18 protein-coding genes are annotated in these 20485 nt (G+C 71.0%); 12 read left to right on the top strand and 6 right to left on the bottom strand.

Features of this window, described 5'->3' with window-relative positions:
- Positions 1-2: 2 nt before the first annotated feature.
- From O7624_RS30280 to O7624_RS30260, 5 genes are read left to right on the top strand one after another with little or no spacing between them, the layout of a single operon-like run.
- Entirely contained in the window at positions 3-1202 is a 1200-nt protein-coding gene (locus O7624_RS30280; RefSeq protein ID WP_282238323.1) for a class I adenylate-forming enzyme family protein, read from the top strand.
- On the top strand, positions 1195-1923 hold the full coding sequence (locus tag O7624_RS30275; RefSeq protein ID WP_282238322.1) for an SDR family oxidoreductase: 729 nt from the start codon (positions 1195-1197) through the stop codon (positions 1921-1923). Before O7624_RS30280 ends, O7624_RS30275 begins: the two co-directional genes overlap by 8 nt.
- The gene (locus tag O7624_RS30270; protein WP_282238321.1) at positions 1920-4280 is read left to right on the top strand and encodes a peptidase domain-containing ABC transporter; all 2361 of its coding nucleotides are present in this window, start codon (positions 1920-1922) and stop codon (positions 4278-4280) included. Before O7624_RS30275 ends, O7624_RS30270 begins: the two co-directional genes overlap by 4 nt.
- Positions 4277-5188 carry a transglutaminase domain-containing protein gene (locus tag O7624_RS30265; protein ID WP_282238320.1) on the top strand — a complete coding sequence of 304 codons (912 nt, stop codon included), beginning with the start codon at positions 4277-4279 and terminating at the stop codon, positions 5186-5188. The genes O7624_RS30270 and O7624_RS30265 overlap by 4 nt, the downstream gene beginning before the upstream one ends.
- 1 nt (position 5189) lies before the next feature.
- Positions 5190-5432 (top strand): phosphopantetheine-binding protein, encoded by a 243-nt coding sequence (locus O7624_RS30260; protein ID WP_093405757.1) that lies wholly within the window; start codon positions 5190-5192, stop codon positions 5430-5432.
- A gap of 23 nt (positions 5433-5455) precedes the next feature.
- Here the strand turns inward: O7624_RS30260 and O7624_RS30255 are convergent, their stop codons facing one another.
- On the bottom strand, positions 5456-6742 hold the full coding sequence (locus O7624_RS30255) for a transposase (RefSeq protein WP_282237774.1): 1287 nt from the start codon (positions 6740-6742) through the stop codon (positions 5456-5458).
- Positions 6743-6927: 185 nt separating this feature from the next.
- Between O7624_RS30255 and O7624_RS30250 the strand changes: the two genes are divergently transcribed.
- The 5 genes from O7624_RS30250 to O7624_RS30230 are packed head-to-tail and all read left to right on the top strand — an operon-like array spanning position 6928 to position 12368.
- Positions 6928-7851, top strand: a complete 924-nt coding sequence (locus O7624_RS30250) for a diiron oxygenase (RefSeq protein WP_282238319.1) — start codon at positions 6928-6930, stop codon at positions 7849-7851.
- Positions 7848-9347 carry an AMP-binding protein gene (locus O7624_RS30245; protein ID WP_282238318.1) on the top strand — a complete coding sequence of 500 codons (1500 nt, stop codon included), beginning with the start codon at positions 7848-7850 and terminating at the stop codon, positions 9345-9347. The genes O7624_RS30250 and O7624_RS30245 overlap by 4 nt, the downstream gene beginning before the upstream one ends.
- Positions 9340-10251 carry a thiamine pyrophosphate-dependent dehydrogenase E1 component subunit alpha gene (locus tag O7624_RS30240; protein WP_282238317.1) on the top strand — a complete coding sequence of 304 codons (912 nt, stop codon included), beginning with the start codon at positions 9340-9342 and terminating at the stop codon, positions 10249-10251. The genes O7624_RS30245 and O7624_RS30240 overlap by 8 nt, the downstream gene beginning before the upstream one ends.
- Positions 10244-11266 (top strand): transketolase C-terminal domain-containing protein, encoded by a 1023-nt coding sequence (locus tag O7624_RS30235; RefSeq protein WP_282238316.1) that lies wholly within the window; start codon positions 10244-10246, stop codon positions 11264-11266. Before O7624_RS30240 ends, O7624_RS30235 begins: the two co-directional genes overlap by 8 nt.
- Positions 11259-12368 (top strand): 2-oxo acid dehydrogenase subunit E2, encoded by a 1110-nt coding sequence (locus O7624_RS30230; protein ID WP_282238315.1) that lies wholly within the window; start codon positions 11259-11261, stop codon positions 12366-12368. Before O7624_RS30235 ends, O7624_RS30230 begins: the two co-directional genes overlap by 8 nt.
- Positions 12369-12725: 357 nt before the next feature.
- On the opposite strand, the gene O7624_RS30225 is transcribed toward O7624_RS30230, so the two are convergent.
- From O7624_RS30225 to O7624_RS30205, 5 genes are all read right to left on the bottom strand, one after another.
- Entirely contained in the window at positions 12726-13862 is a 1137-nt protein-coding gene (locus O7624_RS30225) for a nucleotidyltransferase family protein (protein WP_282238314.1), read from the bottom strand.
- A gap of 240 nt (positions 13863-14102) precedes the next feature.
- The gene (gene pdxY, locus O7624_RS30220; RefSeq protein ID WP_093406123.1) at positions 14103-14954 is read right to left on the bottom strand and encodes a pyridoxal kinase PdxY; all 852 of its coding nucleotides are present in this window, start codon (positions 14952-14954) and stop codon (positions 14103-14105) included.
- 45 nt (positions 14955-14999) lie between these two features.
- A complete protein-coding gene (locus O7624_RS30215; RefSeq protein WP_282238313.1) occupies positions 15000-16004 on the bottom strand; it encodes a MerR family transcriptional regulator in 1005 nt (334 codons plus the stop codon).
- 6 nt (positions 16005-16010) lie between these two features.
- On the bottom strand, positions 16011-16679 hold the full coding sequence (locus O7624_RS30210) for a HEAT repeat domain-containing protein (RefSeq protein ID WP_282238312.1): 669 nt from the start codon (positions 16677-16679) through the stop codon (positions 16011-16013).
- 104 nt (positions 16680-16783) lie between these two features.
- Entirely contained in the window at positions 16784-19231 is a 2448-nt protein-coding gene (locus O7624_RS30205; protein ID WP_282238311.1) for a M14 family metallopeptidase, read from the bottom strand.
- Between the two features lie 329 nt (positions 19232-19560).
- Between O7624_RS30205 and O7624_RS30200 the strand changes: the two genes are divergently transcribed.
- Together O7624_RS30200 and O7624_RS30195 are read left to right on the top strand one after the other, a co-directional pair.
- Positions 19561-19887: a hypothetical protein gene (locus O7624_RS30200; protein WP_282238310.1), complete on the top strand. Its 327-nt coding sequence runs from the start codon at positions 19561-19563 to the stop codon at positions 19885-19887.
- Positions 19888-19928: 41 nt separating this feature from the next.
- Positions 19929-20408, top strand: coding sequence for a hypothetical protein (locus O7624_RS30195; RefSeq protein ID WP_282238309.1), 480 nt, complete (start codon positions 19929-19931; stop codon positions 20406-20408).
- Positions 20409-20485: the final 77 nt, after the last annotated feature.

The raw sequence follows: 20485 nt of genomic DNA, 5'->3' as shown, positions 1-20485 counted from the left end.
CCGTGCCCGTGTCGCTGTGTGATGACCAGATCAGCTCGCGGGTCGCGCGGCTGCGGGCCGCCGTCGCCGCCGCCGGCCTACGCCACCTCGCGGTAAACGTGACCGCCGGAGCCGACCTCGTGGTGGCGCTGCGCGCGCTGCGCCCGCTCGACGTGTCCGTCGTCCTGGTGGGCCCGACCACTGCCGCGCCGGCGTTGGCTCACCTCCGGCCGCAGGCCCTGCTCGACGTCGGCGAGGAGCGGATCCGGCGCACCACCGAGGCCGACGGCGAGCCCGGCGGCCGGCCGGCCGGAGTGTGGATATTCTCGTCGGGGACCACCGGCACCCCCACCCCGACCCACTGGAGCTGGCACGAGCTGAGCCGCGGTGCCGACTGGCTCGACGCGGCTGGCGGCGAGCGGTGGGGAGTCGGCTACAACCCGTCCACGTACGCCGCGGTGGCCGCCGTGAGCCAGGCGCTCGGCCGGGCCGCCCACGTCGACTTCCTCACCCCCACCGAGTTCGCCACCCGCGCATCCGCGCACTATGACGTCGTCGCCGGCACCCCCTCGTTCTGGCGGATGGCAGCGCTGCACCTGGGCACCGAGAGCGCCCGACCCCGGATAGACACCGTCTCGATGGGCGGCGAACCGGTGGACGCGAGCTTGCTGCGCCTGATCCGGGCCGCCTTCACCCCACGCCGCGTGCTGCAGATCTACGCCAGCACCGAACTCGGCCGCATCGCCACCGTCACCGACGGGCTTCCCGGCCTGCCCTGCTCGGTCCTCGACGGGTACGGGCCGGAGGGTAAGGCGTTGGCGATCCGCGACGGCGAACTCCTGGTGTCGTCCGGGCCGGGTGCGCCGTACCTGCCGACCGGCGACCTTGCTGCCGTCCACGACGAGCGGGTCCACATCCTCGGCCGGCAGGGCGATGTCATAAACGTGGGCGGCACGAAGGTCCTGCCGGGTCACGTGGCCCGGCTGTTGCAGGAGCACCCGGACGTCGCCGCGGCCCGGGTGTACGCGGTCCGCAGCAGCGTGCTCGGCGCCGTTGTCGGCGTGGACATCGTCACCCGGTCCGAAAACGACCCCGACGTGGTCGTCCAGCGGGTCAGGGCGTACGCCCGCCGGGTGCTCTCCCCGCCGGAACAGCCGCGACGGTTCGCCGTGGTCGACCAGCTCGCGGTGGCCACCTCCGGCAAGGCGGCCCGTGGTGGATGAGACGAGCGGGACGGTGTTCGTCACCGGCGGGTCGCGCGGCATCGGCCTGGCGGTCACCCGCCAGCTGCTCACCGCCGGATACCGGGTCGTCGCCGTGTCGCGCACCCTGTCCGGCGAACTCGCGAGCCTGCGGGACACCGTCGGTGCTGCCCTGACCTTCCTCCCCGCCGACCTCACCCGCGGCGACGACCGGGTCGCGGTGGCCACCCGGATCCGGGGCTGCGCCGACCTGCACGGCCTCGTCAACAACGCGGGGGTGGCGACCGGGGCGCTGCACGTGGCCACCGCCAGCGCCGACGTGAGCCGGATGTGGCAGCTGAACGTCGAGGTGCCCATGTCCCTGTGCCAGGCCGCGGTCAAGGCGATGTACGGCAGTGGTGGACGCATCGTCAACATCTCGTCGATCGCGGCCCACCGGACCTTCCGCGGACTCGGCGCCTACACCGCCACCAAGTGTGCTCTCGAAGGGTTCTCCAGGGTGCTCGCCGCCGAGGTCGGCCGCCGGGGCATCACGGTGAACTGTGTCGCTCCCGGCTTCATCGACACCGCGATGACCACCGCGATCGCGGACGACGTGCGAGCCGCGATCCACCGTCGCAACATGCTCGACCGAGACGCCACCCCCGGCGACGTGGCGCGCTCGGTGGAGTTCCTGCTCTCCCCCGCTGCGGCGGCCATCACCGCGCAGGTGGTCCGGGTCGACTCGGGCAGCGGCGGATGAGCACGCTGGACGAGCGTGGGCAGGTGGAGCAGCCCACCCCACCGCCAACCGAATTCACCAACCGGCGCCAACGCTTCCGGCGCGAGGCGGTACGCAACTACGGCCTCACCCGGGAGACCGGAGAGCCGGTGGACCTGCGCTGGCGGGCCCGACCAGGGCTGGGCTTCCTGCGCGACCTGCGGTGGCGACACCTGCGGGCGGCGCTGGCGCATCGGCGCAACCGCGTACCAGTCGTGCTCCAGTCCCAGATGAGCGACTGCGGGGCCGCCGCCCTGGCGATGGTCCTCGCCTACTTCGGTCAGCCGGTGCCGCTCGATGCCCTCCGGACGGAGACCAACACCGGCCGGGACGGGGTCGCGGCCCGTTCGATGCTGGCCGCCGCCCGGCGTCGCGGCCTCGTCGCCCGCGGTGTCCGCGTCTCCATCGGCGGGCTACGTAACCTTCCCCCGGCCACCATCCTGTTCTGGAACTTCGTCCACTTCGTCGTGCTGGAGCGGGTGACCGACAGCCACATATACGTCGTCGATCCGTCCTTCGGGCGGCGCAAGGTCAGCCTGGCGGAGGCCGGCAAGGCGTTCACCGGGGTGGCGTTGGAGTTCCACCCGCCGATCGGCGGCGCGGATCCGAGGCGCGCAGCCGGCCGCCACGCCCTCGGCGCCGCTCGCATGCCCTACGCGACCAGGTTCTTCCCCCGCACCAGCGCCTGGTTGCCCCTGGTCCTGACCTCGGTCGCTTTGACCCTGTGCAGCCTGGTCGTGCCGATCGCCTCCTCCTATGTCGTGGACTGGGCCAGCCGGCCCGGCGAACCGGCCAGCGTCTGGCTTTTCGTCGCCGCGCCGCTGGTGCTGTTCGCGATGTACTTCTGGATGCAGACCGCCCGGCGGATGGCGTTGCTGTCCATCCAGACTCTCGCCGACAAGTCGGTGACCCTGGGAACGGTCCAGCATCTCGTGTCCCTGCCCTTCGACTACTTCGCCCGCCGCCACACCGGCGACCTCGCGATCCGGGTCCGTACCAGCAACGCGGTCCGTCAGGTGCTGACCGGGAGTGCGCTGTCGGCCGTGCTCGACGGCGTGCTGGTGCTGGTGTACGGCTGGCTCGTCGTCATCGCCGACCCGCGCCTCGGCACGCTGGTGCTCGCTCTCGCCGTCGTCCAGGTCGGTGTGCTCGCCGTCAGCTGGCGCCGGCAGGAGTACCTCACCGCCGCCCTGCTGGAGGCGCAGGCGAGGGCACAGACTGAGCTGTTCCAGCTGCTCGACGGCGTGCCGACGCTCAAGGCGTCCGGGCTGGAGGGTGCGGCGGCCGAGAACTGGAGCCACACCTTCGCCGCCGAGGTGAATGCCAGGACCAGCAGCCGGCGGTTCCTCGCCGTCTGCGAGGCCGCCAGCACGGCGATCCAGTTCCTGGCGCCCCTCACGGTGCTCGCCGCCGGTCTGGTCCTGCTCGATCGGGGCGAGATCTCACTGTCCCGGGTGGTGGGCTTCTCCGCCCTGGCCATGGGCATGTTCGTGCCGCTGGCCAGTCTCACCCAGACCGGCCTGCAGGTCGCCGGGCTACGGGCGACGTTGACCCGGCTGGCCGACATCCTCGACGCTCGCCCCGAGGCCGGTCCGGACGCGGTGGTGCCGGCCCGGGTCACCGGCGCGGTCCGACTCGACGCGGTCCGGTTCGCCTACCCCGGCACCAGGACACCGGCGGTGGCCGACATCGACTTCGAGATCGTGCCCGGTCAGTTCACCCTCGTCGTCGGTGCGTCCGGCTCCGGCAAGTCGACGCTGGCCATGCTGCTGGCCGGGCTCTACCTGCCCAGCGCCGGCACGGTCCAGCTCGACGGGAGGCCGTTCGAGCAGCTCGACCGACCTGCCGTGCGGCGGTCGATGGCCTACGTACGCCAGGACGCCCGGCTGTTCGCCGGCACCATCCGGGAGAACATCGCGTTGGGCCGGCCGGAGTGCACTCTCGACGACGTCATCGCGGCGGCGCGGCTGGCCGAGGTCCACGACGACATCGACGCGATGCCGATGCGGTACGAGACGCTGCTCGGCGCCGCCGGGGCAGGCCTGTCGGGTGGTCAGATCCAACGCATCTCGCTGGCCCGGGCCCTGGTCCGCGGTTGTGACCTGCTCATCCTCGACGAGGCGACAAGCGCCCTCGACCGGCTCACGGAGGACCGGATCGTGACCAACCTGCGCGGAACGGGCCGCACCCTGGTGGTCGTCGCGCACCGGCTGTCCCACCCGGAAGCCGCCGACCAGATCCTGGTGATGAGCGACGGCAGGATCGTCCAACGCGGCCGGCACGAGAGCCTCCTCGCCGAGGACGGCCCGTACCGACGGCTCGTAGGGGTTGCGCCGTGACCGCGCCGCAGGGCCTCGACGCCGGGGCGCTCGACGACCTGCTGGCGCTGATCCTGCGCGTGCCGGACAGACACCGGCGGTTCGAGGTCGACGCCGCCACCGCCGCCGCCAGGTACGAGATCGACGAGCCCACGACCGCCTTCCTCGCCGCCGCTGGCCTACCCTCGACGTCCGGTCCGGACGGCAGCCGGTTCGACGCCACCGACCTGCGCAACGTCGCGGTTCACCTGTTCGCGCGGTCCCGCGAGCGTAGGGTGCTGGCCTGGTGGATCCGGGAGCTGGAGCGCCCCGCCGCCGTCACCCGTTACCGGATGGACTACGTGGCACGGTGCCCGGAGCCCGGCCATGCCGGGCCGTGCCGGTACCGCCTCGCGGTGCCGGAGGACGACTGGCACGAGACAGGCGCGGTGCCGCAGGACGGCGCCGTCCTGCACTCGGTGACGTTCGACCGGCCACGCCGGTGGCCCGAGCTGCCGGCCGCGCTGCTCGGCCTGCTGGACGAGACCCGGCACATCCGGTTTCTCTGGCTCCCCGAGACGCTGCGCGCCGATGCCAGTTTCGTCCGGGCCACCGGCGTCGGGGACTGCGTCGGCGTGGCCCACTTGCTGGTCGAGGAGGCCCGCCGTCGCGGGCTGGCGGCGCGGTTCTCCCACGGCAGGTCACTGACCCCGCCCATCTCCGCGTCACACTCGTGGGCCGAGTTCCACCTGGACGGGGTCTGGGTTCCCGTCGACCCGGTGCTCGTGGACGCGCTGCGGCACTGGGGCATCGCCGGACCGGGATGGCAGCGGACCTCGTCGCTCGGCACCGTCCTCGGCCGCGTCGGCGCCCGACGACGTGACCTCGTGACCCATGCCGGTCAGCCGGTTGCCGCGAAGTTTCCCACCTACGTCGAGACAGGAGATTGACATGGTGGACTGGCCACCCGCCTTCGAATCGCTCATCCGGCAGCGTAGTCGGCTGCTCGGCGCCGACACGCCACTCGACCCCGACCGCGGCCTGTCCGACCTGGGGGTCGACTCGCTGGAGGTGGTCGAGCTGATCGTCAATCTGGAGACCGAGTTCGACATCGAACTCCCGCCCGGGCTGCTGCGGCCAGAGGTGTTCGCGACGCCGGGCACCATCTGGGCCGCGGTCAGGGGTCTGGTATGAGACACCCTTTGTCAACCTCCGGGTCAAGCAGCGAGTTTCGAGGGCTGGTTGACCCGGCCGAGTGCGCGGTTGCGGTTGGCGACGTGGACGTTCTCGTCGTAGGGGGTGTTCTTGGTCAGGCAGTGCCACAGGACCTCCAGCCAGCGGTTGCCCAGCGCTCGCAGTGCGGCGTGGTGCTTTCTTCCTCGACTACGTTGCGTGTCGTAGAACTCCCGGGCCCAGCCGGAGGTGCGCAGGCTGGTGAAGGCCCACTGCTGTACGGCGTCGGCGAGGTAGCGGTTGCAGGCCAGCCGGGACGCGACGACGAGCTCGCTCTTGCCGGAGCGGCGGGTGACCGGGGCCTTGCCGGCGTAGCATTGCAGCGCGTTCGGTGTGTCGAACTGTCCGATCGCGTCGCCGATTTCACCGGCGATCCTGGTGGCGAGTCGATCTCCGAGCCCTGGAAAGCTGAGGTAGATCTCGCCGCCAGGAACCGCCGGCCCCCGGTTATCACCGGGCTGTTTGGCGCGTCCTCGACGCCGGTCGCCCAGCAGCAGTTCGCCCATGCGTCGGTGCCAGCTGCGGCGTTGCTCGCGCAGCAGCAACAACTGGGCGCAGGCCAGCCGGATGGTGTCGGCCTTGGCGCGGATGAGGTAGTCGCGGGGCTGGAAGTGATCACCGGTCAGGGCCTGGGTGACCCGGTCGGCGAGCCGGTGCGGCCAACCATGCTTGGCCGCCCGGGCGAGGGCCTCGACCTCGTCGTGGCTGGCGGCGGCCAACTCGTCGGCGGTGGGCCAGCGTTGCAGCAGCTTGAGCACCACCGGGCTCCCCAGATCGTCACCGGCGATGGCCAGCGCGGCCGGAAACACCGCGGCCAGGTCGGCGCGCAGCCGGTTGAGCAACCTGCGTTCGTCACGGCAGGCCCGGATGTCGTCGCGGGCGATAGCGCGCAGTTCTCCGGCCAGTTCCCCGTGCGGGATCAAGGCCCGCAGATCGCTGTACTGGTCCAACGCGAGCAGGCAGGCGATCCGCGCATCCTCGGCGTCGTCCTTCTTACGCGCCGGCCCACGCCGGCGGGCCACCAGGTCCGGGTTGACCGGCAACACCGTGTACCCGGCGTCGACCAGGGCCTCGACCAGCAGCCCATGCCGGGTCTCGATGACCACCCGCACCTCGGCCGGGTCCGGCTCCAACCCGGCGATCCGCGCCACCAGCGCCGCCACCGCAGCCGGAGTGTGTTCCACCCGGGCCACCTCGACCACACCCTCACCCGGACGGCCCACCGCGACCAGATGGAACTCCTCCGCCCAGTCGATACCGACCCCCAGCATCGCACCACCCCTTCACATCGTGACTGTGCGTACAGACCGAAGGCGCGGCGCCGTGCTGATGGACCAGTCCTCGCGGGACGACACCCTTGTGGGCGTCGGGCCTCCAAGGCCACCCTCCCGGGACGCCGTCTCATATCAGTCCTCAAGGGACAAGCGGCCAAAGCGTTCCCGGAAGGGGACCTCTGATGAACGAAGGTAATGCCATCAGCGGCCCTGCCGAGGAGGGACAGCTGGGGCCAACCTGGGCCCGGCTCGCCACCGTCGCCGCCAAGTTGAGTGACCAGTCGCGCGACCAGCGTTACCACGTCTTCGACGTCTTCGACTGGCCGAGCGAACTGCCGACCGACCAACACTGGATGAGCCCGGAGCTGACCACGTGTTACGGCACCCCGGTGTGGGACCGCCTGTCGGAGACCGATCGGCTGCGCCTGACCCAGGCCGAGGCGGTCAACTTCTTCAGCCTCAACGTTCACCTCATCCGGGACCTGATCGGTGAGGTGGCCGGACGGATCTACGACACGCGCTACCCGGGGCTGTCGGAGTTCTTCCACGACTTCATTCATGAAGAGAACGAGCACATGTGGTTCTTCGCCCAGTTCTGCAACCGGTACGGGGGCAGGGTCTACGGCACCAAACGTGTCGTCGGACAGGCCGCCGAGGGCAACGACGCGATCCGCGACGTCATGGTCTTCGGTCGCATTCTCATCGCCGAGGAACTGTGCGACTACTTCAACGCGAAGATGGCGACGGACACCCGGCTTCCGGAGATCGCGCAGCGGATCAACGCCGTCCATCACCAGGACGAGTCGAGACACATCGCGTTCGGCCGGCAGATGATGTGGGCGCTGTACGACGAAGCCACCCGGAACGCGACACCGGAGGAGGTCGAGAGAGCCGCGACGTATCTGTCGCGCTACATCACCTCGTGCCTGCGGGCCTTCTACAACCCGGCGGTGTACGCCGACGCGGGCCTCGACGGTGCCAGGCGCATCCGGTCCGAGGTGATCGGCGACCCCTACCGTCAGGAGTTCCACCGGGCTGTGATGCGCAAGACCACCCGGTTCTTCGGTCGGATGGGCCTGTTCACCGAGGAAGCGGTCGCCTGGTGACCGGCCAGCTACCGCGACGGCTCCTGCACGAGTGGTTCACCGCCGGCCTGGCGACGGCACCCGACCGCGTCGCGCTGCGGATCGGCAGTCAGGAGTGGACCTACACCCAGCTGGACGACGTGGCCCGACGCTGGGCCGGTGACCTGACCGCCAACGGTGCCCGGACCGTCGGCATCCTCGCGGCGCGCAGCATCGAGTCGTACGCGGGGCTTCTCGCCACGCTCTACGCCGGTGCCACGGCGGTGCCGCTCAGCCCGGCCTTCCCGGTGGCCCGGACCTGCCGGATGGCGGCGATCGCCGGTGTCGACACCGTGATCGCCGACCGGTCGGTGGCGGCCCTGCCGCACCTCGTCGACGCCCTGCCCGGCCTTCGGGTGGCGGCGCCGGCCGCGACGCCACTGCCCACCCTGCCCGAAGCGGCGTACGACGACGCGGCCTATGTGCTGTTCACCTCGGGTTCCACCGGCCAGCCCAAGGGCGCCCCGATCACGCACGCGAACATGGACAGCTTCCTGCGGTACAACCTCAAGCGGTACGACATCGGCCCGGACGACGTTTGCTCGCAGACCTTCGACCAGACCTTCGACCTGGCGATGTTCGACCTGTTCATGGCCTGGGGCGCGGGCGCGACGGTGGTGTCCACTCCACCACAGGTGTTCGCCGCGCTACCGGACTTCCTGGCCGCCGAGCGGGTGTCGCTCTGGTTCTCCGTGCCGAGTGCCATCGCCGTGGTACGGCGCCGGGGCGGGCTGGCCCCCGGTGCGATGCCGACGCTGCGGTGGAGCCTGTTCTGCGGTGAGGCATTGCGCCTGACCGACGCCCTGGACTGGCAGCGGGCGGCACCCGGGTCCACCGTGGAGAACCTTTACGGCCCGACCGAGCTGACCATCGCCTGTTCGGCGCATCGGCTCAGCGCCGACTCCGCCGACCTCGCCGTGCACGGTGTCGTCCCGATCGGCCCGCTGTACCCGCATCTGCGGTACCGGATCATCGAGGACGGGGTCGACGGCGTCGAAGGTGAGCTGTGCGTGACCGGAACGCAGATGTTCCCCGGCTACCTCGACCCCGCCGACGATCAGGGCCGCTTCCACACCGGCGACGGCCGGCGCTGGTACCGCACCGGCGACCGGGTCCGGCAGCTCGCCGGTGCCGAACTCGCCTACCTCGGCCGGATGGACCGCCAGGTGAAGCTGCGCGGCTATCGGGTCGAGTTGGACGAGGTCGAGTGGCACGTCGAGCAGTTGCCCGGTGTGCAGCGGGCCGTCGCGGTGGCGTACGAGGCCGCCGGGCGAACCGAACTGGCGGTGTTCTACGTCGGTGCGCCCGGCCTGGACGTCCGCGGCCCGATGGCCTCGCTCGTGCCGGGCTACCTGGTGCCGAGGCTGTGCCAGCACGTCGAGGCGCTGCCCCACAACGCGAACGGCAAGATCGATCGCGCGGGCCTCGCCGCGCGCGCCCGGGACCTCACCGGCGGGGAGCGCGTCGCCCATGCCTGAGTGCCCGCCGATGTGCCCGCCCGCCGACGCCGACCTCGGGGCGATGCTGTCGATCCGCCGCTTCGAGTACGCGGTACTCGACCTGCTCGGCCGCGGACTCATCAGCGGCACCACCCACACCTGTCTGGGGCAGGAGTACATCCCGGTGGCCGTCGAGTCCCTGCTCCGGCCGGACGACGAGGTGTTCAGCAACCATCGCGGACACGGGCACTACCTGGCCAGGTACGACGACCCGGCCGGCCTGCTCGCCGAGCTGGCCGGCCGGGTAGGTGCGGTGTGCGGCGGGATGGGCGGCTCGCAGCACATCCGCCGGGCCGGTTTCATCTCCACGGGGATCCAGGGGCAGCTGGTACCCGTCGCGGCGGGTGCCGCCTTCGACCTGCGTCGCACCGGCGCAGGGGCGGTCTCGGTCGCCTACATCGGCGACGGCACCTGGGGGCAGGGCGTGGTGTACGAGGCGCTCAACCTCGCCGCGCTCTGGCGGGCACCGCTGGTCGTCATCGTGGAGCACAACGGGATCGCCCAGTCCACTCCGACCCACGCCCAGATGGCCGGGACCGTCGCCGGGCGCTGCGCCGGGTTCGGCATCCGGCACGTCAAGCTGGTCGATGTCGACGTTCACCGCATACGGACCACCCTCGCGCCGCTCGTCGCCGAGGTCCGCCACGACGGCGCCCCGCTGGTGGTCGAGTTCGAGACGGTACGGCTGGGACCGCACAGCAAGGGCGACGACACCCGTACCCCGGCGCAGCTCGACGCCGTCGCCGGACGCGACTGGTACGCACGGTGCCGCGCGGCCTTTCCCGAGCAGGTCGACCGGCTCGACGCCGTCGCGACCGCCAGGATCCGCGACGTGGTCGACGAGGTACTGGCCCGGCCGCTGATCGGTGCCGGTCATGGATGACCGGCGCACGGAGCGGGTCGGTGCGCACCTCAACCGTGCGCTGGCCGCCCTGCTCACGAGGCGGCCGGATCTCTACCTGATCGGTGCGGACGTGGCCGACCCGTACGGCGGAGCCTTCGGTGTCACCCGGCGGCTCTCCACCGAGCATCCCGACCGGGTACTCACCACGCCGATCAGCGAGCAGGCGATCGTCGGTTTCGCGGTGGGCCTGGCCCTGCGGGGCCGGGAAGCGGTGGTGGAGATCATGTTCTCCGACTTCGCCACCCTGTGCTTCGACCAGATCGCGAATCTCGCCGGCAAGGTGGTCAGCATGTACGGCGAGCAGGTGCGGATGCCACTGGTGATCCGCTGCCCGACCGGCGGCAACCGAGGCTACGGTCCCACCCACAGCCAGAGCCTCCAGAAGCATTTCCTGGGGATCCCCAATCTCGCCCTGTACGAGATGAGCCCGGTGCACGACGGGTACGCGACACTCGCCCAGATCCTCGACTCCGCCGCTCCCGCGCTGTACTTCGAGGACAAGGTGCTCTACGGCCGGCGGCGGTTCGGCGCAGCCACCGGCGACGAGATGTTCCACCGTGAGTTGATCGGTGGCTCCTGCGACTTCGCGGTGCTGGGCATTCGCGACGTGGATCCGGTCGACGTCGTCGTGATCGCGCCGGGCGGCCTCACCGACCGGGTCCTCGGTGCGATGCGCGACGCCTATCTCGGTGACGAGACAGCGGTGCGGGCGGTGGTGCCGTCCCGGCTCTACCCGTTCGACCCGGCACCGCTGGCCCCGCTCGTCGGCCGGGCGCGGCGGGTGGTGGTCGTCGAGGACGCGGTGGCCGGCGGGGTTTGGGGAGCCGAGGTCGCCCAAGCCATCCACCAGCGGATGTGGCACCTGCTGTCCGGGCCCGTCCGACTGCTCCACGCGCCGTCGGGCACCATCCCTGCCGCCGCTCATCTGGAGCGTGCGGTGCTGGTGCAGGCCGACGATATCCGCGCCACGGTGACGGCGGTGGCCCGTGGGTGACCTCCGCCTGCCCCGGCTCAATGCGACCGACGACGAGTACACGCTCCTCGAATGGCTGGTCGGGGACGGCGCACCGGTCGGCGTGGGGACCGCGGTGGCTCTCGTGGAGACGTCCAAGGCAGCACACGAACTGGTCACGGACGTCGCCGGAATGCTGTGGCACCGGTTGGACGCACCCGCCACCTGCCGCCCCGGGCAGTTGGTCGCCACCGTCGCCGGAGGCGACCATCCGCAGCGGTCGCGGGCGGACACCGATGCTCCCGGTGCCCGATCGGTGGCCGCCGGCACCGATCCGGTCGCGTTCACCGTCACCGAACCGGCTCGGCAGCTCATGGCCCGACATGGCCTCACCGACGCGGCGATACGTTCGATCGGTAAGCAGGTCGTCTCCCGGTCGGACATCGAACGGCTCGTCGCCGGGCAGCCGGCGCCGGACGCGGCCGACCGGGTGACCATCACACCCGCCCAGCGACGGATCGCCCGCACCGTGTCCGCCGCACACCGGGAGATCCCCGCCGCCTACACCGTGGCGAAGGTTGTCGCCGACCGGCTCGGACGACGCCTGCGTGAGCAGGCGGCGTCCATCGGCTACCTCGGCGTTGCGGAGCTTGTCGTCGAAGCGATCGCGGCGCGGCGGGCCGAGTTCCCCCTGTGTTTCGCACGTCCGGTGGACGACGAGGCGGCGACCGTACAGCCCGGTGCCCACGTCGGTGTCACGATCGACGTCGGGACGGGCCTCTACCTGCCGGTCGTCGCCGACGCCGACACCCGACCGCTGCGGGACATCGCGGCCGATCTGCTGCGGTTCCGGCATGCCGCGGTACGTGGCGGGTTCGCCGAAGCGGATCTAACCGGATCCAACATCGCGCTCACGATCCACACGGACGCCGACATCGTCCACGCGCAGCCGCTCATCTTCCCGGAGCACACCTGCGCGTTGTCGCTTGCCTCGATGCAGCGTGAGTTGACACTTCAGGGCGACGGATCCGTCACGACAAGCGAGTATTTCCATCTCGGTCTCGCATACGACCATCGGTTTATCAACGGCCGGTCGGCGGCGGCATTCCTACGGGCGGTCAAGGCCGACCTGGAGTCACGATGACGACCGCCACCGGCTGTTGGTTGAACACCATCGGACGGCGTCTTTGCCGACATTTCGGAGATATCCTGTGGCCTCCACGCTCCATCGGTGTCATCGATCCGCTCTGGAGCTACCGGTGGAAATCGACCACTTCCACCTCCTACTCCTGGATCGACCGCCGTGGTGGAGGAACACGCCAATCGGCGACCCTGGAAGGGGGTGAAACCACATGACCGAGGTCGAGTTCGAGGCCGTCGACATCCGCGAGATGGCTGACGAGGAGCTGGACGACATCGTCGGCGGCCCCAACGCCTGCCAGTGACGACTAGTCGGTAGGAGGCGCCTGAGCCGGTGTGCTCAGGCGCCTCCGTCCCGCTTTCAGACGAGCGACTTCGAGGCGGGCAGTTCACGGTCGGTGGCCGGGTCGAAGAACCGGCTGAGGAAGTCCTGCTGCCACACCCGAGGCTCGGCCAGATCCCACTGGCCGTACTGGGTGAGCAGTTGGTCCGGCGCGCTGCATCGCTGCCGGAGCGCCGCGAGGGTGTCCGCCGCGACGGTGTCCGGAAAGAGCATGTTGAGGTGGGCGAGCCCGTAGTACACGGGCTCAGCGACGCGGTACTCGTCGACGCGTGCGAGCAGCAGGTCCCACGAGAAGTCCGGACCGGCCGAACGCACCAACTCGGCGATGTCCACATACTTGATCAGCCGGCGATGCTTGCCGCCACGGGTCATGAACCTGAGGGTCGTCGACGTCTTGTAGATGTGGGCGGCCAGATCGACGACCGCGTCCTCGGCGGACGGCACGAGGAACGAGGCAGCACCGTACCGGTGGTGCTGGGCGTGTGCCACGACGGCGCTGACCGGGACGTCGTAGCCCTTGCCCGGCAGGGCCAGCGACACGTTGACGTCGACGCTGACGATCGGGCAGTCGATCTCACCGGTCAGCTTGTTCAACTTGGGCAGGTCGCTGCCGTAAAGACGCCAGAAGGCACGCTCCCGCTTGCTGAGCGGGACGATCCCGTTCACCGACGGGTGGCCCTCCACATAGCCCAGCTGCTCAAGCACCTCGACAAGTGCCGGCGCCTGCTCTCGGACGACGAGGACGTCCAGGTCGCCCATCGGCCGCAGGCCCGGCTCCTGGTATGCCGAGAAGGCCAGATGGCCGCCCTTGCGCAGCAGGACGGTGACGCCCTGCGTGACGGCGGCGTCGCTGATCGCCTGGATCTCGCGCAACATGACCTCGTTGGTCCGCCGGGTGTCGCGGTAGGTGGCGTACAGCAGCATCATGACGGCGGGGTCGAGACCGGTCACCGTCTTGTCGGTCAGGAAGCGCCACCCGTGCCAACCTACGAGAGCGGCGACGCGGTGGCGCGCCGCCTGAGCGGCGAACTGCCCCCAGTCCAGCCCCGGCGCGTCCTGGGCAAGGATCTCGCGCACGCGAGCCAGCTGCGGGTCCGCGACATGTTGCCTGCCAAGCAGCAGCAACAACTCCGACTCGACCGACATCACGGCCATTCGGCCTCCTCTTCGACTGCGCTACGACCCTGGCACCCAGGGGCTCGCTCTCCATCCACTGTGTCCATCCGGACCCGGGGGACGCGGTTCGTCTGCCCCGGTGGGAGGAGCTGACGCAGTTTAGATGGTCAATTGGGGTGCCGCCGCCTGCTCAACCTGCCCGATTCCCCTCGGCCCGGGACGCCCGCAGGGGGCAGCAGCGACTCGTCTCCGGCCGCGCCCGAGCGCCGCCGCGGTTGGCTACCGCAGCCGGCGGGCGGGAAATCGGGCCGGCGGATCGGCGATCGCCGACTGGGCGGCGATCAGCTGAAGTTCCCGGGTGCCGGCTGCCAGGGTGGCCTCCAGCACCGCGAAGATCGATGCGGTGGTGCGTTCCAGCGCCGTGGCCGGCGAACCCGTCGTGGACAGGTGCGCCAGGTACAGGGCGGCGGTGACGTCGCCACCACCGTTGGGGTTGATGGGCAGCAGCGGGGTGGTCACCGCCCAGGCACCGGCGTCCGAGACGGCCACCACCTCCAGCGTGTCCGCCGGCAGGTCGCCGTGCAGCACGCTGGTCACCAGGACGTGCCGGGGCCCGGTGGCGCGTACCGCGTCGACGGCGGCCAGCAGGTCGTCGACCGTGTTCGTCGGTCGGCCGGCGAGGAACTCCAGCTCGAACTGGTTGGGGGTGACGATGTCCGCGCGCGGCACCACCACGTCGCGCAGGTACTCCGGGATGCCGGGCCGGACGAACATGCCCCGGCCGACGTCGCCCATCACCGGGTCGCAGCAGTAGAGGGCGTCCGGGTTGGCGGTCTTCACCAGGGTCACCGCGTCGAGGATCACCGCGCCCATCGCCGGATCCCCCTGGTAGCCCGAGAGCACCGCGTCGGCGTCGCCGAGCACACCACGGTCGGCGATGCCGGCGATCACCTCGGCGACGTCGGCGGGGGCCAGCAGCGGGCCGCGCCACGCGCCGTAGCCGGTGTGGTTGGAGAAGTGCACGGTCAGCACCGGCCAGACCTCGTGGCCGAGCCGCTGCAACGGGAACACCGCCGCCGAGTTGCCGACGTGACCATAGGCGACCGAGGACTGGATGGACAGGATTTTCACCGTCTCATCATGGCGGTCGGCGGCCCCCGATGGGACCGGGCCCGGCTATCGCCCGGCGCGCAGCCTGAGCACGTAACTGGCGGTGAGCGCGACGGTGCGGTCCGCGTCCTGGGACAGCTCGCCGAGGGCGCGGGCGGCAGCGCTCCCGGGAATGTCGGCGAGCGCCTGCGTCAGCCGACTACGTACGGGTGAGGCGACGCCGTCGCTGCCGAGGCGCGCGACCAGGCGGCCGGCGATCTGTTCCGCGAGCGCGGGCTCACCGGCCAGCGCAGTCAGTGCGTCGGCTGCGTCGGCCTCGTTCGTCTCCTCGACGACCATCTCGATCAGGGTCGGGATCGCCTCGGCCACGCCCCGTGCCCCGAGCGCGAGTGCCGCATACCTGCGGACGACGAGGTCGGGGTTGGCGAGGGCGTCCCGCAGCAGCGCGGTCGCGTCGTCGTCCGGGATCTCGGCGAGGGACTTGACGGCGCGTTTGCGTACCTCTGGGTCGGGTTCGTCGAGCCCCGCTGCCAGCAGCGCGGCGGCGCCGTCGGCCGACTGCGCCAGCGCCCAGCGAAGGGCACCGGCGACGTTCGGGTCCGACTCGCTCAGTACCGCCTCGACCAGTGCCTCCACCGGCACCGCCGCCTCGCCGGTCGAGGACAGGGCCGCGCGTTGGCGTCGCCCGGCGTTCTCCGAGCCGAGGGCCTGGAGCAGGGCGACGACCTGGAGCACGTCCGCCCAGTCGGCGGGTTGCGCGGCCCCGATCCGACGCAGGCGGGTGAGCAGCTCCGTCTGCGCCGCGATCCGCTCCCGGGTCTGCTGGATCAGATCCTCGACGAGCTGTGCCGGGGTGAAGCCGGGCTCGTCAAGCGCCCGCCGGGCCTCCCGCAGCGACAGCCCCAACGACCGCAGGCTCTCGATGTGGAAGATCCGGCGGATGTCGTCGCTGGAGTACTCCCGGTAGCCGGCCCCGCTGCGGCCCGTCGGCTCGACCAGACCGAGCGACTCGTAATGCCGGAGCATGCGGGCACTGACGCCGGACCGTCGCGCCACCTCACCGATCAACACCGCCGGTCACCGCTTCCGATCGTTCTCGCCGAGGGCCACCACGCGCTTCGCCTCCTCGATCGCGAATGCGAAGCCGGCGTCCGGGTCGTCGAGCAGACGTTCCGTGGCGATCGCGTGCTGACGTACCCCTGGGTCGGCATCGCGTGCGGCGGCCCGCAGGATCGGCATGATCACCTCCCCGAGCGCGATCAGCGCCCGGCTGAGGCTCAACTGCGTCTCCCGCCCGCCGCGCCCGAGCTGGGTCGCCAGCACCTCGGCCAGGGCTGGCTCGCCACCTTGAGGTACCAGCACCACCGCCGCCCGCCAGGCGCTGCGGGCCACCTCGTCGTCGGCGTCGGTCAGCAACGCCCGGGTGATCGCCGGCCACGCCCGCCGGTCTCCGATCTTGGACAGCGTGTGCAGCGCCTGGCTGCGGGCCTGGGCGGTTTCCGAGCGAAGTTCCGCGACGAGGCGGGGCACGGTCAGTTCGGCCGGGTGCCGGATGAGAGCCCAGGTGAGCATCTCGCGTACGGAGAACTCGGGCTCGACCGCGCAGCGCTCCACGAGCGTGTCGACGAAGCCGGGGTCGGGAGCCGTACCGGCCGCCATCGCCGCCCGCAGCCGCACCGACGAGCTGTCGCTCGACAGTCCGCGCAGAATCCGCACCGTGTCCGTGGCCTCCCGGGGCCTGCTCATCCGGATCACCTCCTCGACACAGTGAAGACCTTGTCACTCTGTCAAGGTCAAGCCGTGGGTGCCGGCAGATCTCCGCGGCACCCACGGCTCGCCGAGGCGTCCGGTCAGCGCTTCGGCGCCTTGACCTTCTGCTTGTTGTGGTTGTTGCCCCGACCGTCGGGCTTGTAGTTGCGCTCCACGTTGCCGGCCGCGTCGACGGAGAACCAGTGCACTGTCGTACCGACGGGGATGGTCAGCGTCTCACCGCCCTCCCGGATGCCGGCCGAGCCGTAGAGCGTGGAGGCGTAGGTGGGCCGGCTCCGGTCCAGGGTGTAGAACACCGCCGCCGGTTCGCTGGTGGAGAAGGTCACGTCCACCATGCCCGGGGTGGCGCTCGCGCTCACCGACAGCGAGCTTCTCGGCCGCTTCCGGTCCGTGTCGAAGTCCCGGGCCACCCGCAGCATCTCGGTCAGGCCGTTGGCGAACTCCATCGTCTCGGCGTGCGCCTCCTGCCAAGCTGGCTGGAACGAGGTGCCGACCTCGAAGTTCCAGGCGTAGATGCCGTACTTGTACCAGAGCATGTCACCGGAGTTGCCGGCCGCCGAGTACAGCACGTCGGCGATCGGGCCGGTCCGCGCCGGGGTGACCGCCAGGTTGCGGTGCCGCTTGATGGCGGTCAGGATCCGCGACGATGCGCCCCAGAACAGCGACTCCTCGGCCAGCGTCGGTCGCGGCGCGGAGACCCGGCCGGGGACCGCGTACGAGCCGGGCGACCACATGAAGTAGTTACCCGACGAGTGCAGGTTCATCGAGAACGTGATGTTCGGCCGGGACGCCAGCCAGTCGACGTTGCGGTTCTCCGGCTCCGACAGTTCGCTCGGCCCGGCGTACGTGCCGCTGGTGCAGCTGGTCGACGCGCCCGCGTAGCCGTCGAACAGGCTGTACTCGGTGTAGTTGCGGTTGTTGTCCACGCCCCACGAGTTGCGGCCGAGGAAGTCCGCCGGCGCCTCCGCGGCGCAGTGGTTTGTCATGTTCTTGCGCTGGGAGTTGAAGTCGTAGAAGGAGTAGTGCCCGCCGTCCGGGTTGATCGACGGAGCGATCCAGATGTCGAGGTTGTCCACCAGGTCGCGGGTCTTGCGGTCGTGCGCGTAGTTGCGCAGCAGCCGCTCGGCGGTCTCGATGGTGACCAGCGGCGGCACCCACTCCCGGGCGTGTTCCTGGGCGTACGCGAGCACCCCGAGCCGGGAGCCGTCGCGGTGCTTGCCGATGCGGATGGCGTACACCGGGTGCGGGTCGCGGGAGACCGACGCCGGCGCGGCGAGGCCGTCGGAGAGCGCGGTGCGCGCGACCGGCGCGACCACGCCGGTGCCCGGGCTGCCCCGATAGGTGTACGCGGTCAGCAGCGTCCCCGCCTGCGCATTGAGCGCGGCGACGACCTGCTCGGCGGTGCTGGTGACGGTGCCGCTGCCGTCGGTGGCGAGGTCGACGCTGACCTGGGTGCCGGTGACGGTCACCGCCAAGGGTGCGTCGGCGACGCCGGGATCGGCGAGCTCGACGGAGATGTCGTTGCCGCCCTGGTGGCCCCAGGCCAGCGAGTCGACCGCGACCCGGCTGTCGTTGGCGGTGCCGAGCACGGCCTGCGCCTTACGCCGGTAGCCGTTGGTCCGGTACGGCAACTCGACGATCTCCGAGATCTTCGGGTACTGCGCGGACAGGGCCTTGATCCGGTCGTACAGCTCGGTGGGGGTCAGGTAGCTGGCCACGAAGTCCTTCATGTAGCCCGGTCCCTCGGGGTCCTTCGGCGGAATGGGCAGCCACTCGTTGACCTTGGCCACCGCCATGTCACCGCTCGGACTGGTGATCCGCACGTACGCCGGGCGACTGGTCACCTGCGCCGCGCCCCGGTGGTAGAGGTAGACACCGGCGTCGACGAACCGGGAGATGGTCTGGGTGCCGCCGGAGCCGATCTCGGTGCCCGGCCCGCTGTCCCGCTCGACGGTCAACGGGCTGGCGTCGGTCTGCCCCTGCGCCCACTTCGCCTCGACCGAGAGCACCTGCGTGTCACCGGAGGTGTAGTAGTCCGCCCGGATGATTTTGACGTCGGAGACCGTGGACCGGGCCGAGAAGTCGGCCGCTGCCGCGTACTCCCGGTTCTCGGCCAGGTGGGCGGCGATGGTGGCCTCCCGCTCGGCCACCCGCTGCGCCGCGTCCTCCGGAGTGTGCAGCACCTTGCCGAAGGTGTAGCCGGCCCGGGTCAGCGTGGCGACCTCGTTGCCGGTCACCACGGCGTGCACGACGATGCCGTCACCGGTGTGGGTGATGTGATGGTCGAGGTCGACGCCGGTGGCCACCAGAGCGTCCAGTTCGGCGTTGTCGGCCAGGATCACCTCGACCACGCTGGCCCGCTCGTCGGCGAGCCGGCCGAGGTCGGCGGGCGCGGTCACCGGCGCGGCGGCCTGCGGCACGATCGCCGCAGCGGGATTGACCAACAGCAGCACGGCCGCGAAGGCGGCCAGCGCGGTGGCGGCGGGCAGCTGGGGTCGCCAGCGCAAGCCCGTACGGACCTTGGACATGAGGCGGTCGCCCCTCTTCTCGGCGCGCGGCACGGAGGCAGCGGGTTCAGCGCGGACCGGCCGGGCCGCCCCAGCCTGCGGGGCAGTCACGGCGACGCGCTCGGCGGTCGACGCTGCCCGCATCGCCGATTACGCAGCGTCGCGCATCCGGGTCGTAGGAGTGATCGAGATGCCGACATCCTTCGCCCGCAGATAGGGATCTGTCAATCATCGGCGGCCCCGCCCCCGGTGACCGCGCCCACCCCGCCCGACGGTCCCGGAACTCGTGTTTGACCTGCGTGCAGACTGGAGATCAAGAGCGTGAGGCTCGACAACGAGGGGGATCACGCGTGTCCGAGAACGCCATCGACCGGCACCACCACACAACCGACCGCCCCGCCGGGGTCACCGACCCGTTGTTGTGGCGGCTCGCCCTGGACGTCGCCGACGCGCACGCGCCGGGCGAGGACGGTGGCTGCACCCACCTGCTGTGCGCCGGTCAGAACTGGCCGTGCGAACCGTGGCAGCAGGCCCAGCGGGCGCTCAACCTCGCCCAGGGCGGTACGGCCGACGAGACGACAGCTCCTGCTGCCAGCCGGGACGACACCTGGGCGGACCCGACCGCCCGGCCGACCTGGTCGACGGACCACTCCCGCCGCCAGTCCGCCGCCGCTTGAGCGAGCCAGGCCGGACCGAGGTGTCAATGTAGCGTTGACGGGTGCTCGACCCGCTCGATCAACTCGCCGACATCCCGTCCGCCCGGGACCGGCTCGACGAAACCGAACTCGATCTCATCGACCGGGCCCGGCAGGCCGGCGCCACCTGGAACCAGGTCGCCGAAGCCCTCGGGCTGGGCAGTCGCCAGGCCGCCGAACAGCGCCGCCAGCGCCTGGCCGCCGCGCGTACGGCCCGCCGGACCGACTCCGACAGGCGCTGGCCGGCCGAGGTGGCAGCACTGCGCGGCCTCCTCACCGACCTGCGGCGCTGGATCGACGCCGACCGTCGCTGGGACAGCCGCTTTCCCCGGGCCGCGCTGACCCGCCGCACCACCGTGCTCGCGCTGGAGGCCGAGCCGGGTGCCCTGTACGACCTGGCCGCCCGGATCCGTGCCGACCTGCCGGCCGCCGATTCCGGACTGCCCACCCCGGTACACGCCATCACCCGCCGCCTCGCCGAGGCGCTGTCAATGCAACGTTGACGTCGAGCCCAACTATTGCCTTCGTGCGACTCAAGACAGGACGCTGTGAGCCACTCTGACTCAATTCCGGAGGGCTC

The organism is Verrucosispora sp. WMMD1129, assembly GCF_029581255.1.
In the GTDB taxonomy this organism is placed as follows: Bacteria; Actinomycetota; Actinomycetes; order Mycobacteriales; family Micromonosporaceae; genus Micromonospora; species Micromonospora sediminimaris.
The sequence above is the reverse complement of the archived record's forward strand: the minus strand, read 5'-3'. Positions and strand labels throughout refer to the sequence as shown.